This is a genomic window from Enterobacter sp. LM3 (genome assembly GCF_046622475.1).
Lineage (GTDB): Bacteria > Pseudomonadota > Gammaproteobacteria > Enterobacterales > Enterobacteriaceae > Enterobacter > Enterobacter cloacae_P.
Genome location: NZ_JBJURN010000001.1, coordinates 276443 through 290919 on the forward strand (window position 1 = coordinate 276443; position 14477 = coordinate 290919).

The window sequence follows — 14477 nt, forward strand, 5'->3', positions numbered from 1 at the left end:
CGCCACCGGGCTTTTTTTAGCCGTCGATACCTTTGCTACGCAGATAATCTTCGTAATTACCGGTGAAGTCCACCACGCGCTCTGGCGTAATTTCAATCACACGGGTTGCCAGCGAGCTGACAAACTCACGGTCGTGAGACACGAACACCAGCGTTCCCTGATACATTTCCAGCGCCATGTTCAGCGATTCGATAGATTCCATATCCAGGTGGTTGGTTGGTTCGTCCATCACCAGGATATTGGGTTTTTCCATCATCAGCTTACCGAACAACATACGGCCCTTCTCACCACCGGAGAGCACTTTAGCAGGCTTTTTGATGTCGTCCTGGCTGAACAGCAGACGACCCAGAATGCTACGTACCGCCTGCTCATCGTCGCCTTCCTGCTTCCACTGGCTCATCCAGTCGAAGACGGTCAGGTCGTTTTCGAACTCGTACTCGTGATCCTGCGCGTAGTAACCAATCTGCGCGTTTTCAGACCATTTAACGGTACCGTTATCCGGCTGCAGTTCGCCCACCAGGGTTTTCAGCATAGTGGATTTACCCACGCCGTTAGCCCCCAGAATGGCAATCTTCTCGCCCACTTCCAGCAGCAGGTTGAAGTTTTTAAACAGCGGGCCATTTTCGAAGCCTTTTGCCAGGGCTTCCACTTCCAGCGCATTACGGAACAGTTTCTTATCCTGCTCGAAGCGGATAAACGGGTTCTGGCGGCTGGAGGCTTTAACTTCGTCAAGTTTGATCTTGTCAATCTGACGGGCACGAGAGGTTGCCTGACGTGATTTAGAGGCGTTCGCACTAAAGCGGCTAACGAAGGATTGCAGATCCGCAATCTGCGCTTTCTTCTTGGCGTTATCGGCCAGCAGACGTTCACGCGCCTGGGTTGCCGCCGTCATGTATTCGTCGTAGTTACCCGGATAAACGCGCAGCTCGCCGTAGTCCAGATCCGCCATGTGCGTACAGACCATGTTCAGGAAGTGACGGTCGTGCGAGATGATGATCATGGTGCTGTCACGCTCGTTCAGCGTCTGCTCCAGCCAGCGAATGGTGTCGATATCCAGGTTGTTCGTTGGTTCGTCGAGCAGCAGGATATCCGGGTTGGAGAACAGCGCCTGTGCCAGAAGAACACGCAGTTTCCAGCCCGGAGCAACTTCGCTCATCGGACCGTAATGTTGTTCAACCGGGATCCCTACGCCCAGCAGCAGCTCGCCCGCACGCGCTTCCGCAGAGTAGCCATCCATTTCGCCATACAGCACTTCAAGGTCAGCCACTTTGTAGCCATCCTCTTCGCTCATTTCGGCCAGCGCGTAGATGCGATCGCGCTCCTGCTTCACTTCCCACAGCTCCGCGTGCCCCATGATCACGGTGTCGAGCACGGTGAATTCTTCAAAGGCGAACTGATCCTGACGCAGCTTACCAATACGCTCGTTTGGATCGAGCGACACGTTGCCGAGCGTCGGCTCTAAGTCACCACCGAGGATCTTCATAAAGGTGGATTTACCGCTACCGTTGGCACCAATCAGGCCGTAACGGTTGCCGCCGCCAAATTTGACGGAAATGTTTTCGAACAGCGGCTTACTGCCAAACTGCATAGTGACGTTGCTGGTAACTAACACGGGGAGATTCCTGCGAAAAGTGTGATAAACACGGCATTATGCCACAATTCCGAAATGAGATCCCGTATTGCAACTCTCCACTAAACTTTAACAAAAGCGAAAAAAGTGTGATTTCGTACACATCTGAATTCCCTGTTAGTGGGAATGCACATATAATGCGCTCCCATCACAGACTCAGACTTATCAACTAATCGCCAGAGTGGCTCAGATACCTCGCACAACATGAACATGAAATTAACAACGCTTTTTGCGGCGGCGTTTGCCGTAGTAGGTTTTTGTAAAACCGCGTCTGCGGTGACTTATCCCCTGCCGACAGACGGAAGCCGTCTGGTAGGTCAAAACCAGGTTGTCACCGTTGAAGAAGGCAACACCCAGCCACTGGAGTATTTTGCTGCGCAGTACCAGCTTGGCCTGTCCAACATGCTGGAAGCTAACCCGGGCGTTGACCCGTATCTGCCAAAAGCCGGTACGGTTCTGAATATCCCTCAGCAGTTGATCCTGCCCGATACCGTTCATGAAGGTATCGTGATCAACAGCGCGGAAATGCGTCTCTATTACTACCCGAAAGGCACCAACACCGTCATCGTGCTGCCAATCGGTATCGGCCAGTTGGGCAAAGACACCCCGCTGAACTGGACGACCAAAGTTGAGCGTAAGAAAGCCGGCCCAACCTGGACGCCAACCGCGAAAATGCACGCCGAGTACATTGCTGCGGGCGAACCACTGCCAGCCGTTGTGCCAGCAGGCCCGGATAACCCAATGGGTCTGTATGCCCTGTACATTGGCCGTCTGTATGCCATCCACGGTACCAACGCCAACTTCGGTATCGGCCTGCGCGTAAGCCACGGCTGTGTGCGTCTGCGTAACGATGACATCAAGTTCCTGTTCGATAACGTGCCAGTAGGTACACGCGTCCAGTTCATCAACGAACCGGTGAAAGCGACCTCTGAACCGGATGGCAGCCGTTACATTGAAGTGCACAACCCGCTGTCCACCAGCGAAGACCAGATCAACAACAACGAAACCGTACCGGTTACGCTGAACAGCGCGGTGAAGTCCGTGACGTCTCAGGCTGATGTCGATACCACCGTTGTTGACCAGGCCGTTCAGAACCGCTCTGGTATGCCAGTACGTTTAAACTAATTACACTCGCTTACCCATTAAGACCCCGATACATCGGGGTCTTATTTTATCCAGCGCCTTACCCTCATTCTGTCTAAAAAGCAATTATTGCTATAATCCCTTTCAAGCCACTTTCTGTTAAGTCAGCAGGGTTACATCTTTTCAACCAGGTGTTATGATGCACGAGCCTATAAAATCAGTTTTTTCTGCATTTATAGGGTCGTATATTCTTTCTGGAGCACACTTAGTTCAATGATCAGTATTAACTTAACAACAACGAAATCGCGCCTTTATCTCTGTTCGCAAACAGTGTGGTCACTGGCGAACCAGAGTACCAAGGTCGATCAAATTGTTGTGTGGGTTTCCAGTACACCTTATCTCAGTGACGAAGGCATCACTGAAGAGCCTGCATGGGCTGAGAAAATACGCCAGACCGGAACTCATTTGGTTTTTAAATGGGTCAAAAACACCGGGCCTTACCGAAAATTGTTCCCGGCACTACAGGTCGCGGCCGAAGACGATATTCTGATCTACGCCGACGATGACGCCATCTATAACGAAATTTGGGCGGAAACGCTTCTGGATGATTTTTATCGCCACAATCAGGAGTATGTGGTGGCTGCCCGCGTGCGTAAAACGGTAAAGAAGAAAAAAGAACTTCTTGATACCTATCGTAATTTCCCACTCATTACCGTGCCGAAAGTGGTCGAACGGGACTATATCATCACCGGTCTTGGCGGTGTGGTGCTCAAGAAAAAGATGATCCCGGAATATTTTCATTTCAACGAAGATTTCCTGACCGTCTGTCCGCGTGCAGACGATATTTGGATCAGTAAACTTATTCAGTTAACAAAAACACCTGTTTATGTTTCGGCGCAAAGCATTCGATTTGTCCATGAAATAATCCATGACTACGGATTATCCCGTGACAATACCAGCAAAATAAAACGTTCACTGCTCCAGAAAATACGTTTTACGTTTAAGCCCGGGCAAATTCACTATCTGTGCCAGAATGATGTCTATATAAAAGACACCGACAGTTACTTCGAGTCGTGCGCCTGATCGCCTGATTACCCGTTATTCACGATCACAATTCCGCCGTGGTCGTAACGATAATGACAATGCGCATACTCCAGCGGTGTGCCATCTTCCAGATAGATCACCTGCTCCACCTCCAGAACCGGATCGCTGTGCTCACAGACCAGGTGTTGCATATCCAGCGCATTTGGTTTTAGTGCCCGCACCACCCGGTAAGACCCCATGATTTTGAGCCCCAGCGTCTCCTGCACATAGCGGAACACCGAGCTTTCAAGGTGACTTTTGTTCAGGCCCGGCACCAGGTTGAGCGGCATAACGGTTGAATCCAGCGACATCGGCTCACCGTTGAGCAGACGCAGGCGAATGAAGTCGTAGATCGGCGTATCCGCGTTAATCATCAGCGAAGACTGCTCTTTCTCATTGGGAAAACGTAGCTCGAAATGCACCACCTGGCTGGATACCGTGCCCAGATGTTCCCAGGTTTTTGTGGCACCAAAGTAGTCGCTGCCGGAAAGATCCCACTGGGAAAGCTGCAGGAAATTTTTGCGGATAAACGTCCCCTGCCCCTGGCGGGTATACACCAGCCCTTCAACAATCAGCTGGCGCATCGCCTGCTGAATGGTCATCCGGCTGGTGCTGAATTCCGCTGCCAGGGCAAACTGATCCGGCAGCGGTTCGTTGGCGGCATATTGCTGGCTGATAATGCGTTTCTTAATTTCCCGCGCTATGGTGATGTACTTCGCCGCCATCGTCCTTCCTTTCTGTTAGTTTTCTATCCCGCTGTTTTTTAATGCCACTCTCTCGGCAATTTTGAGGAAAGGCAGGTAGAAGAATACACCAAATATAATGATTGCCAACTGCACCACCACTGCCCGCCAGTCGCCCGCCGTCGCCAGCCAGGCGCTCAGGATCGGAGGGGTCGTCCACGGGATCATCACCACGCAGCGCGACATTAACCCCAGCGTGGTACAGAGCCAGGCAAAGTAAATACCGATGGCAGGCAGCAGCACAAACGGGATCATCAGCGGCAGGTTAAAGACAATCGGTAAACCGAAGATAACCGGTTCGTTGATGTTGAACAGGCCTGGAGCCAGCGATAAACGGGCCACCTGTTTTGCTGATTTTTGCCGCGAGAAGATAAAGATCGCCAGCAACAAGGAGATAGTGCTGCCAGTGCCACCCACCATGCCAAACGTCGGTACGAAGATGTTATTGATAATATGCGGGATCGGCTGACCATTCGCGAAGGCCAGCATATTCTCATTGGTGTTAATCAGCAGGAACGGTTCCAGCACCACGCTGTTCACCACCGACTGATGGATCCCCAGCGTGAACAGGAAGTTACCAAAGCTGTAGATAAACATCGTCCCCGGCAGGCTGGTATTGATAAGCCTGAGCGGCTGCTGGATAAAGGTTGTGATGAGATGGATCAGATCCGTATGCAGCACGTTCGCCAGTACCGCCGCCAGCACGGCAAATAAAGAGAGCGTGAGGATTGTTGGGATCAGCGCGGTAAACGATTTGCTCACCGCCGGGGGGACGTTTTCACCCAGTGAAATATGCAATGCTTTCAGCCGGGAAATGGCGATAAACAGCTCCGTCGACAGCAACCCAATCAACACCCCGGCGAAAATTCCGGTAGAGCCGATATTGGCGAACGTCAGTACCTGGGTGACATTCACCGTGGTGTCACTGCCGACGGGTGTGAGCTGTAAACGCATCGGCATCATAATAATAAAACTGCTGACAGCGATAACCACTGCCGAGACCGGATTGTCGAAATCTTTGTTACGCGCCAGTGACCAGGCAATCATCGGGGCCAGCAACAACGCGGCAATATTCAGCGTACCGTTGATAATGGCCTCGCCCCACACTTTAAACTGCGTCAGCGTGTCGCCTGCAAAAACCCACGGAAAGACCACGTTGTTCACCAGCACCGCCAGACCGGCGAGGATGAAAATCGGCATCACCGTGGCGAAGGCATCGCGCAGGGAGCGAAGATGCACCTGGTTTGCCAGGCGCGCCGAAAACTCAACAAATCTGTCAACAAAGGACTGCATATTCGGTGTTATTTTTGTTTCAGACATAGCGGATATTTCCCATCAATCAGTCACAAAAACGGCCCGGCAGCGTACGGCTTACATTTCGCGTCCGTTGGTATGGATAACCTGTTTCAGCCACGCGTAGCTCTTCTTCGGCACACGTTTCAGGTCTTTCAGGTCATGGTTTTCACGGTTGACATAGACCACGCCGTAGCGCTTACGCATGTCTCCCTGTGAGCTAAGAATGTCGATTAAGCCCCAGCCGAGATAGCCAATCACCTCTGCGCCATCCTCAACCATCGCGGCTTTCATGGCATCAATGTGCGCCCGGTGGTAGTCGATACGGTAAGTATCCTCGATCGGGTTCACACCGTCCCAGGACTCAATCACCCCGATACCGTTTTCAATCGGGAATACCGGCATCCGCCAGTCGTTGTAGTAGCGGGTAATGATGGTGCGAAAGCCCAGCGGATCGATCTGCCAGTTCCACTCGGTCGCTTTAAGGTAAGGGTTATTTTTCTCGCCGTGCAGCAGGTAATCGTTAACCGGCGTACCTTCCGGAATAGCATCACTGTCCAGCGTTTTGCTGGCGTAATAGCTAAAGGCCATAAAGTCATTCCTGGTACGCCCCAGCAGGGCAAGATCTTCGGCCCGGTAGATATCACCAAAGCCCTCCTGTTCCACCACCGCCATCACCGCCGGACTGTAGCCCTGACCGGCAAAGACACGCAGCAGGTTCTGATTGAGAAACTCGTCATATTGTTGCGCACAGAAGATATCGCGCGGTTTGCAGGTGGCCGGGTAAATCAGCTGGTGCGCCAGCATACCGCCCATCAGCTGACCCGGTCTGGTCTGGTGCAGATACCCGGTCAGCGCCATGTGCGCCACCATCGTATGGTGCTGTAGCTCATACAGCTCGCGCAGGGTTTTCTCGCCTTTCATGTAGCCGGAAATGCGAAACGCTTCCGGCATATGGAAGATGTTCTGTTCGTTGAAGGTCAACCAGTACTTCACGCGATCACCGTAGCAGTCGATCATCTTTTTACCGTAGCGGATAAAGGCGTCCATCACCCGACGATCGTTAAAACCGTTGTACTCCTGCGCCAGTGCCAGCGGCATATCGAAATGGTAGAGGCAGATCATCGGCTCAATACCGCGGGCGATCAGATCGTTGATAAAGCGGTCATAAAACGCGATGCCTTCATCGTTGAAATCCCCGTCACCCTGCGGACAGACGCGGCTCCAGGCTATCTGAAAGCGGTAGCAGTTCATGCCCAGATCCTGCATCAGATCGAAATCTTCCCGATAGCGGTGGTAGGAGTCGGTCGCCACCTTCCAGTCGGAGATGTTTTCCCCGGCTTCGCGAATGTCGTACACCGACATCCCCTTTCCCCCCTCGTTCCATGCCCCTTCCGTCTGCATGCTGGATACCGAATTACCCCATAAAAAGTTGACTGGCAGTGATTGGTTCATGGTTTCTCCCTATATGACTAGTCATTTAAATTTCATGACTAGTCATATAGGCGAAGATGAAAAATCAATCAAAGAGAAGGATCGTTTTTTGTGAGATGGGCAGAAAAAAAGCCCCAGTAAGCGAAGCCCACCGGGGAAAAGAAGGGTTACTGCTGTGCTAACTGATTACGACGATATTCGCCCTGTCGCTCCAGCATCCAGCCCGGATATTCCCGTGGCAGTGCGCTCACAGCATCAAGTTGTTTAAGTTCTTCTTCGCTTAACCGGATCCCGGTTGCGGCAATGTTGTCATCCAACTGGTCGACCCGTTTCGCGCCAATGATCACACTGCTGACCACTTTCTGATGCAGCAGCCACGCCAGCGCGATCTGTGCAACGGAAACGCCTTTGCTTTCGGCAATGGTGCGCATCACGTCAACACAGTCGAAGGCACGCTCTTTCTCCACAGGCGGGAAGTCAAACTCCTGGCGACGTCCACCGGCTTCGCTCTGGCCGTCGCGGTCATATTTTCCGCTCAGCAGGCCACCCGCCAGCGGGCTCCAGACCATCAGCCCGACACCTTCGCTCTGCATCATCGGCACCAGCTCGCGCTCCAGGTCACGACCGGCAATGGTGTAATACGCCTGCAAAGAGGCAAAACGTGCCAGCCCAAGACGCTCGGAAATGCCCAGCGCTTTGGCAATCTGCCATGCCGCCCAGTTAGAGACGCCGATATAACGCACGTGGCCGTGCTGCACCAGGTTATCCAGCGCATAAAGCGTCTCTTCGATGGGCGTCGCGGGGTCAAATCCGTGTAGCTGGTAGAGATCGATATGATCAAGCTGCAGGCGACGCAGGCTCTCTTTCACGCTGCTGATAATGTGATAGCGTGAGCTGCCGCGTGAGTTCACGCCCGCCGTACCGGTCTCGCCAAACACTTTAGTGGCGACAACAACATTTTCACGCGGGATCTTCAGGTTTTTCAGCGCCTGCCCGGTGATCTCCTCCGAGCGACCTTCTGAATAGACGTTCGCGGTATCGATGAAATTGATCCCGGCATCCAGCGCGCGACCCACCAGCTGCTCGGCTTCACGTTGCTGCAGCTGGCCAATCTTGCCCCACATGCCACCTTCACCGCCGAATGTCATGGTGCCGAGGCACAGTTCAGAAACAAACAAACCGGTATTGCCGAGTTTTTGATAACGCATAAGACATTCCTCGCATTTTGTTTGATGAGTGCCTGATAGTTATACCCGCCCCTCAGCGAACGCGAATGTGGCGTTTCTGTCCGTTTCTTGCCCAATCCTCTGAATCTTTTTCCATGCAGGGTTTGACAGTTCATTACAGGAGACGGCTATACGAGAAGGAATAAACCGAAACCAGCCGCCACAGCCCAAACCAGCATCGGGAGTGACCATAAATGGAAGCGCCACCAGATACGGCGGTCATTCGCCATTCGCAGGGCAATCAGGTTGGCAAGCGAACCGGGGAGTAACCCAAATCCACCGATATTAACCGCCCAGGCCAGCAGCGTGTCAGGGGGAACATAGTTGAGCAGTAAGATGGTCGAGGGAACGTTACTGATAAACTGCGACAGGCCAATCGCCGCCAGCCACAGCCCCGGCTGCGACAGGCTACTGACGCCATGCAGAACGTTTTGCAGCACCGGAAGCTGGATAAGCAAATGGACATCAATAAACATGGCTATAAAGACCAGTAACAATGTCCAGTCGACGCTCACCAGCACGCGTCTTGCGAGGAACAGGAATCCGCAGGCCACCAGTAACACCCCAGCCAGTTCCTGTTTCAACTCCAGTGCCGTGAGGAAGACGATATAAAGGCCCAGACAACTCCAGACCAGACGAGGCAGCCATTCCGGGCCCGGGGTTCCGCTATGGTACTGCAGTTTTGTATCGGGGAACGCCAGCCAGCAGACCACCAGCAGCGAAAGCACCATCACCAGCGCCAGCGGTGCCATTTGCCAGGTAAAAGCGGCAAACGACAGGCCTGAGCGACCCCAGAGAAGAATGTTTTGCGGGTTACCGATGGGTGTCAGAAGCGAACCGGCATTCACGGCCAGTGCCTCAAAGATGATCAGGCGGGAGACCGGGATCTCGCAGAGCCTCCGCAGCGTGAGCGTCAGCGGCACCACAATGAACAGCGCCACATCGTTAGTCAGGAAGGTGGACAATACCGCAGCGGAAAAGACCATAAACAGGGCCAGTTTGCGCTCAGTGGCAAAGCGGCGCACCATTTTACGCCCCAGTACATCAAAGTAACCGCTCAGTTCCACCCCTTTGGTGAGCATCATTAAGCCGCTCAGGGTAATTATCGTACGCCAGTCAATTACCGCAGGCCAGGTCTGTGGCGCGAACGGTACAAAAGCACTCAGCCCTGCACCAATAATTAATAAAAGATGAAAAAAACGATCGCGAGCCAGTGCCTGGAGTCCGGGAAGCCTCATTCTGCAGAAATCCCGGCGTTGAGTGTAAATTCGCGGAATTTCGCCAGCGTCTCTTCACTGACATGGTGCTCTATTCCTTCCGCATCACGACGGGCAATTTCCGGGCTGACGCCCAGCACCAGCAAAAAATGCTCGACGATTTGATGGCGCTCACGGCTCTCCTGCGCCAGCTTTTCCCCTTCCGGCGTCAGGAATACACCGCGCCAGGGGATCATTTCAATTAAGCCCACAGATGCCAGCCGTTTTAACATCTTGGCAACGGTGGGTTGCGAGACACCCAACCTGGCCGCCATATCAACCTGACGGGCTTCCCCCACTTCACGGATCAAATCGGAAATCAGCTCGACATAATCATCGATCAGTTCACGCCGGTGCGCTTCACGTACCTGGCGAAAACCTTCGACATGTTCTTCGACATTCACCAGTTGCGTCGTTTTTATTATTGTTGGCTTACCTGCGCGACGGTTCATTGCACTTCCTCAGTAGGGTGACGCTTCCAGCGCCCGGAATCGAGAACACACATTGTAAACCATCACTTCACAAGCACAAAAAATTAACGAAATAGCCATAGCTATAAAATATAGCCTGTGCTATATCTGTACGTAATGCAGTCACCTTTCACGGATCGAAGGGGTCAAAAATCAGGAGGTCTTATGAATGAATTCAAGAGGTGTATGACCGTGTTTACTCACTCTCCTTTTAAAGTACGCTTAATGCTGCTGAACATGCTGTGCGATATGTTTAGTCAGAAACCGCATCAGGACGATAAACCTTCCCACTAAGCGGCGTCGCGGTACGCCGCTTCATTTTTCCGTCATAATTCTTCCGTAAACTGGCTCCAGGCCGCGTAATTCCCGATCTTTTTCACGGATTTGCAATCCCCTTCGCAAAACATCTGCTTAGCAACTGTTGACCTTAGTTAACGCTCGCACTATCTTCTTGCTGCCCTGCACAATTTGCGGCTCGCTGAAGCGGACCCTCATTCCCTCTCCACGCACTGTCAGGCAGGTTTTGACCCTCGACGCCAGGGTGAGCACATGGCGTTTTCATGCATGATAGTGACCTATGAATTTAACCCTGAAAGAAACACTTGTTACCCGCAGCCGGGCCTTAAGCCCGTGGACGGGGTTCTACTTTCTGCAATCGTTGCTGATTAACTTTGCGCTGGGCTATCCTTTTAGCCTGCTCTACACCGCGGCCTTCACCTGCATACTGCATTTACTGTGGCGGAGCGCTCCGCGCGTGCAGAAAACGTTAATCGGGCTCTGTTCGCTGGTCGCCGCCTTCTATTTCCCGTTTGGCCAGGCCTATGGCGCGCCAAACTTTAATACCTTGCTGGCACTACACTCGACCAATATGGAAGAGTCGACAGAGATCCTGACGATCTTCCCGTGGTACAGCTATGTGGTTGCCCTGTTCATCTTCGCGCTTGGCGTTATTGCCGTTCGCCGCAAAGCGGAAGAGAAAAAAACATGGAGCAAAATTGAACACCTGTGTCTGGTATTCAGTATCGCCACTATTTTTGTCGCCCCCGTGCAAAATCTTGCCTGGGGAGGTGTATTTAAGCTGAAAGATACCGGCTATCCGGTATTCCGTTTTGTAAAAGACGTCGTCGTCAACAATCAAGAGGTTCTCGACGAACAGGCACGCATGGCCGAGCTTTCCACAATGAAAGACACCTGGAACGTGCTGGCCGTAAAACCGAAGTACCACACCTATGTCGTGGTGATCGGCGAAAGCGCACGCCGCGATGCGATGGGCGCGTTTGGCGGACACTGGGACAACACGCCGTTTGCGAGTACGGTCAATGGCACCCTGTTTACCGATTATGTGGCGGCCAGCGGCTCGACGCAGAAATCACTTGGCCTGACGCTGAACCGCGTGGTCGATGGTAAACCGCAGTACCAGGATAACTTTGTCACTCTGGCTAACCGTGCAGGTTTCCAGACATGGTGGTTCTCCAACCAGGGTCAAATTGGCGAATACGATACGGCCATCGCCAGTATTGCAAAGCGTGCCGATGAAGTGCAGTTCCTGAAAAACGGTGATTTCCAGGCCGATAAAAACACCAAAGATGAAGCGTTGCTGAAAATGACGTCTCAGGTCTTTGCCACTCAGCATACCCAGCCTCAGTTGATTGTTCTGCATCTGATGGGCTCACACCCGCAGGCATGCGATCGCACGCAGGGAAAATACGCTGAGTTCGTGCAATCCAGAGAGACCTCATGCTACCTCTATACCATGACGCAAACCGATGATTTGCTCAGCAAGCTGTACGACCAGCTCCGCAATACTGGCAACAGTTTCTCGCTGGTCTATTTCTCGGATCACGGGCTGGCGTTTAAGGAACGTGGCAAAGAGGTACAGTACCTGGCCCATGATGACCAGTTCCAGCAGAACTTCCAGGTGCCGTTTATGGTGCTGTCGAGTGATGACAAAACGCACCGCATCATCAAAGCGCGTCGTTCCGCGAATGATTTCCTGGAATTCTTCTCGCAGTGGACGGGGATTACTGCGGAACAGATTAAAAATAGTTACCCGTTTGTCTCAGGTAAGAAGGCTCCCCCAGTTTACATTACCAACTTCAAGTTACAGAAAGTTGACTATACCCATCTGGGAACGGATGTATTCGATATAAAGAGTAAGTGACATCTTCCACAAGCCCAAAAGGCTGCACGGACGCCCCCCCTCTCCTCTTTGGGGAGAGGACTGGGATGAGGGGAAATAGCAAAAAAAAATCCGCCACATTGGGCGGATTTTTTATTGGCTCACCGGAGTGATTAGAAGCGGTAACCTACGCCCGCGATCCAGGTGCCAACGTCAACGCTGCGGATACGGCTCTGCTCATAGGAGAAGTCCAGAGCAACGTTTTCGATTGGGTTGAACTGCAGACCCGCACCGTAAGAGAAACCGTAGTCGCTGGTGCTTGCAGTGCGGTTAGCACCTTCGTTTTCGGTCTGCTGGAATTTACCGTAGCCAACACCAACAACACCGTAGATGCTTGCCCAGTCGTTCAGACGGTAAGCAGGACCTGCGGTAATACCGTAGTACTGGCTCTTGTTATAAGCGCTGTCGTCGAAACGGTCTTTTTCAGTGTAAGTAAAGGAACCGATCACACCCAGCGGGCTGTTGTCCTGCTCGTAGCGGTATTTCAGGTTGAAACCGTTAGCTTTGTTCATCACGCCCTGCATATCGCTCTGAGCGTAACCACCGGTAACGGTAGAAGTAGCAGCTACAGCGGTACCTGCGGAAACAGCCAGAACTGCGGCCAGTGCTGAAAGACATGCAATTTTTTTCATAACCACCTCAAATGTGCTTCAAGTAAATCCGTAAGTTTTCAATATATCAAAAATTCTTGTGAAACTCTTTGTGATTCGTGATGTCTAACAAAACCTTTCCTGTAACAGAACATTTCCAGCTTTAGCTATCTCATTCAAATAACATAGAATTTCCACTTCAAAACACCAATAGTGCGCGCCTGTGCTGTTACATTCATCCAGATTATTCCTAATCAGACAGACGATAAATCCACCCGCGCTTAACCATTTTACGGATCTCACACCGTTTTTTTTCAACGGGGCCTCAACCGTTACGGCATATTTCCATTACACTGCAGCTTTTACCCCACTTGACATAAACTGACGGGAGAAAGGATGCCAGGGTCACCCCGCAAGGCTTCAGTATGGTTGCCGGTTGCTGTAATATTCATCGCGATGTTGTCCATTCAAAGCGGCGCATCGCTGGCAAAATCGCTGTTTCCACTGGTCGGTGCGCCGGGCGTCACAGCGCTGCGTATCGTATTAGGGACCCTGATTCTGGTGGTCATCTTCAAACCCTGGCGATTGCGCTTCAGAAAAGAGCAGCGTTTACCTCTGCTGTTTTACGGGCTGTCGCTGGGGGCAATGAACTATATGTTCTATCTCTCCATCCAGACCATTCCTCTGGGGATCGCCGTCGCGCTTGAATTTACCGGCCCGCTGGCCGTAGCGCTCTTTTCTTCTCGTCGTCCGGTCGATTTTATCTGGGTTGTGTTAGCCGTTCTGGGGCTATGGTTCCTGTTACCGTTGGGTCAGAATGTCTCACACATTGATCTGAAAGGTGCGGCGCTGGCACTGGGTGCAGGAGCCGGCTGGGCGGTTTATATCCTTTCTGGCCAGCGCGCCGGGGAAGAGCATGGCCCGGCGACCGTCGCACTGGGCTCATTAATTGCTGCCATCGTCTTTGTTCCAATCGGCATGGCGCAGGCTACGGCATCCATCTGGCAATGGTCGGTCATGCCCATCGGGCTTGCTGTCGCCATTCTGTCAACAGCACTTCCCTATTCTCTGGAGATGATTGCCCTCACGCGTCTCCCGACACGCATATTTGGCACACTGATGAGCATGGAGCCTGCACTGGCCGCCATCTCCGGTATGGTTTTCCTCGGAGAAACCCTGACATTCACCCAGACGCTGGCACTCTGCTCCATTATTGCCGCATCTATGGGATCCACGCTCACCCTGAATCGGGAGAGCAAAGTCGAAAAAGTCGATATTAACTGACGCACTCTATTCTGCATGGCTAAATAGCCATGCAGAATAGAGTCCAGAACCGCTCACTGAATTATTTCCTCACATCTTTGACATCACCAAGAAATAAAATTGCAGATAACAACACTTACCAACGCAATTATAAAAACCATCTCATAAAATAAAAAATCACCATAAAAACAATGCACTAATAAAAAACAATGTGCTTTACTATTAAA

13 protein-coding genes are annotated in these 14477 nt (G+C 52.1%); 5 read left to right on the forward strand and 8 right to left on the reverse strand.

Translation table 11 applies throughout. The features are described 5' to 3' along the window. Positions 1–16: 16 nt before the first annotated feature. Complete coding sequence (locus tag ACJ9N4_RS01260; protein WP_182274238.1) at positions 17–1612, reverse strand: ABC-F family ATPase; 1596 nt, start codon at positions 1610–1612, stop codon at positions 17–19. Between the two features lie 222 nt (positions 1613–1834). Between ACJ9N4_RS01260 and ldtB the strand changes: the two genes are divergently transcribed. Beyond that, positions 1835–2755 carry a L,D-transpeptidase gene (ldtB, locus tag ACJ9N4_RS01265; protein ID WP_182274237.1) on the forward strand — a complete coding sequence of 307 codons (921 nt, stop codon included), beginning with the start codon at positions 1835–1837 and terminating at the stop codon, positions 2753–2755. A 231-nt stretch (positions 2756–2986) separates the two neighbouring features. Beyond that, a complete protein-coding gene (locus ACJ9N4_RS01270) occupies positions 2987–3796 on the forward strand; it encodes a hypothetical protein (RefSeq protein WP_182274236.1) in 810 nt (269 codons plus the stop codon). Between the two features lie 8 nt (positions 3797–3804). Here the strand turns inward: ACJ9N4_RS01270 and ACJ9N4_RS01275 are convergent, their stop codons facing one another. The 6 genes from ACJ9N4_RS01275 to mntR all read right to left on the reverse strand — a co-directional run bounded on the left by ACJ9N4_RS01275 (position 3805) and on the right by mntR (position 10200). Beyond that, positions 3805–4521 carry a GntR family transcriptional regulator gene (locus ACJ9N4_RS01275; protein ID WP_182919660.1) on the reverse strand — a complete coding sequence of 239 codons (717 nt, stop codon included), beginning with the start codon at positions 4519–4521 and terminating at the stop codon, positions 3805–3807. A 15-nt stretch (positions 4522–4536) separates the two neighbouring features. Beyond that, the gene (locus ACJ9N4_RS01280; RefSeq protein WP_182919659.1) at positions 4537–5859 is read right to left on the reverse strand and encodes a PTS sugar transporter subunit IIC; all 1323 of its coding nucleotides are present in this window, start codon (positions 5857–5859) and stop codon (positions 4537–4539) included. Between the two features lie 51 nt (positions 5860–5910). Next, a complete protein-coding gene (locus ACJ9N4_RS01285; RefSeq protein WP_182919658.1) occupies positions 5911–7287 on the reverse strand; it encodes a glycoside hydrolase family 1 protein in 1377 nt (458 codons plus the stop codon). 146 nt (positions 7288–7433) lie between these two features. Further along, on the reverse strand, positions 7434–8474 hold the full coding sequence (locus ACJ9N4_RS01290) for an aldo/keto reductase (protein ID WP_182919657.1): 1041 nt from the start codon (positions 8472–8474) through the stop codon (positions 7434–7436). Between the two features lie 146 nt (positions 8475–8620). Further along, positions 8621–9730 carry an SLC13 family permease gene (locus tag ACJ9N4_RS01295; protein WP_182919656.1) on the reverse strand — a complete coding sequence of 370 codons (1110 nt, stop codon included), beginning with the start codon at positions 9728–9730 and terminating at the stop codon, positions 8621–8623. Further along, positions 9727–10200: a manganese-binding transcriptional regulator MntR gene (gene mntR / locus ACJ9N4_RS01300; RefSeq protein ID WP_182274230.1), complete on the reverse strand. Its 474-nt coding sequence runs from the start codon at positions 10198–10200 to the stop codon at positions 9727–9729. Before mntR ends, ACJ9N4_RS01295 begins: the two co-directional genes overlap by 4 nt. Before the next feature lie 183 nt (positions 10201–10383). Here mntR and mntS point away from each other — a divergent pair, with 183 nt between their 5' ends. Next, positions 10384–10512 (forward strand): manganase accumulation protein MntS, encoded by a 129-nt coding sequence (gene mntS, locus ACJ9N4_RS01305; RefSeq protein ID WP_182274229.1) that lies wholly within the window; start codon positions 10384–10386, stop codon positions 10510–10512. A 283-nt stretch (positions 10513–10795) separates the two neighbouring features. Further along, positions 10796–12379: a phosphoethanolamine transferase gene (locus ACJ9N4_RS01310; RefSeq protein WP_182919655.1), complete on the forward strand. Its 1584-nt coding sequence runs from the start codon at positions 10796–10798 to the stop codon at positions 12377–12379. Between the two features lie 131 nt (positions 12380–12510). On the opposite strand, the gene ompX is transcribed toward ACJ9N4_RS01310, so the two are convergent. Next, on the reverse strand, positions 12511–13029 hold the full coding sequence (gene ompX / locus ACJ9N4_RS01315; protein ID WP_182274227.1) for an outer membrane protein OmpX: 519 nt from the start codon (positions 13027–13029) through the stop codon (positions 12511–12513). A 354-nt stretch (positions 13030–13383) separates the two neighbouring features. Between ompX and rhtA the strand changes: the two genes are divergently transcribed. Beyond that, positions 13384–14271, forward strand: a complete 888-nt coding sequence (rhtA, locus tag ACJ9N4_RS01320) for a threonine/homoserine exporter RhtA (protein ID WP_182919654.1) — start codon at positions 13384–13386, stop codon at positions 14269–14271. Positions 14272–14477 lie beyond the last annotated feature (206 nt).

What these genes read in the sequence shown, in the direction of transcription:
- ldtB (WP_182274237.1), top strand. Translation starts at nt 1,835, where the DNA reads ATGAACATGAAATTAACAACGCTTTTTGCGGCGGCGTTTGCCGTAGTA.
- ACJ9N4_RS01270 (WP_182274236.1), top strand. Translation starts at nt 2,987, where the DNA reads ATGATCAGTATTAACTTAACAACAACGAAATCGCGCCTTTATCTCTGT.
- ACJ9N4_RS01275 (WP_182919660.1), bottom strand. Translation starts at nt 4,521, where the DNA reads ATGGCGGCGAAGTACATCACCATAGCGCGGGAAATTAAGAAACGCATT.
- ACJ9N4_RS01280 (WP_182919659.1), bottom strand. Translation starts at nt 5,859, where the DNA reads ATGTCTGAAACAAAAATAACACCGAATATGCAGTCCTTTGTTGACAGA.
- ACJ9N4_RS01285 (WP_182919658.1), bottom strand. Translation starts at nt 7,287, where the DNA reads ATGAACCAATCACTGCCAGTCAACTTTTTATGGGGTAATTCGGTATCC.
- ACJ9N4_RS01290 (WP_182919657.1), bottom strand. Translation starts at nt 8,474, where the DNA reads ATGCGTTATCAAAAACTCGGCAATACCGGTTTGTTTGTTTCTGAACTG.
- ACJ9N4_RS01295 (WP_182919656.1), bottom strand. Translation starts at nt 9,730, where the DNA reads ATGAGGCTTCCCGGACTCCAGGCACTGGCTCGCGATCGTTTTTTTCAT.
- mntR (WP_182274230.1), bottom strand. Translation starts at nt 10,200, where the DNA reads ATGAACCGTCGCGCAGGTAAGCCAACAATAATAAAAACGACGCAACTG.
- mntS (WP_182274229.1), top strand. Translation starts at nt 10,384, where the DNA reads ATGAATGAATTCAAGAGGTGTATGACCGTGTTTACTCACTCTCCTTTT.
- ACJ9N4_RS01310 (WP_182919655.1), top strand. Translation starts at nt 10,796, where the DNA reads ATGAATTTAACCCTGAAAGAAACACTTGTTACCCGCAGCCGGGCCTTA.
- ompX (WP_182274227.1), bottom strand. Translation starts at nt 13,029, where the DNA reads ATGAAAAAAATTGCATGTCTTTCAGCACTGGCCGCAGTTCTGGCTGTT.
- rhtA (WP_182919654.1), top strand. Translation starts at nt 13,384, where the DNA reads ATGCCAGGGTCACCCCGCAAGGCTTCAGTATGGTTGCCGGTTGCTGTA.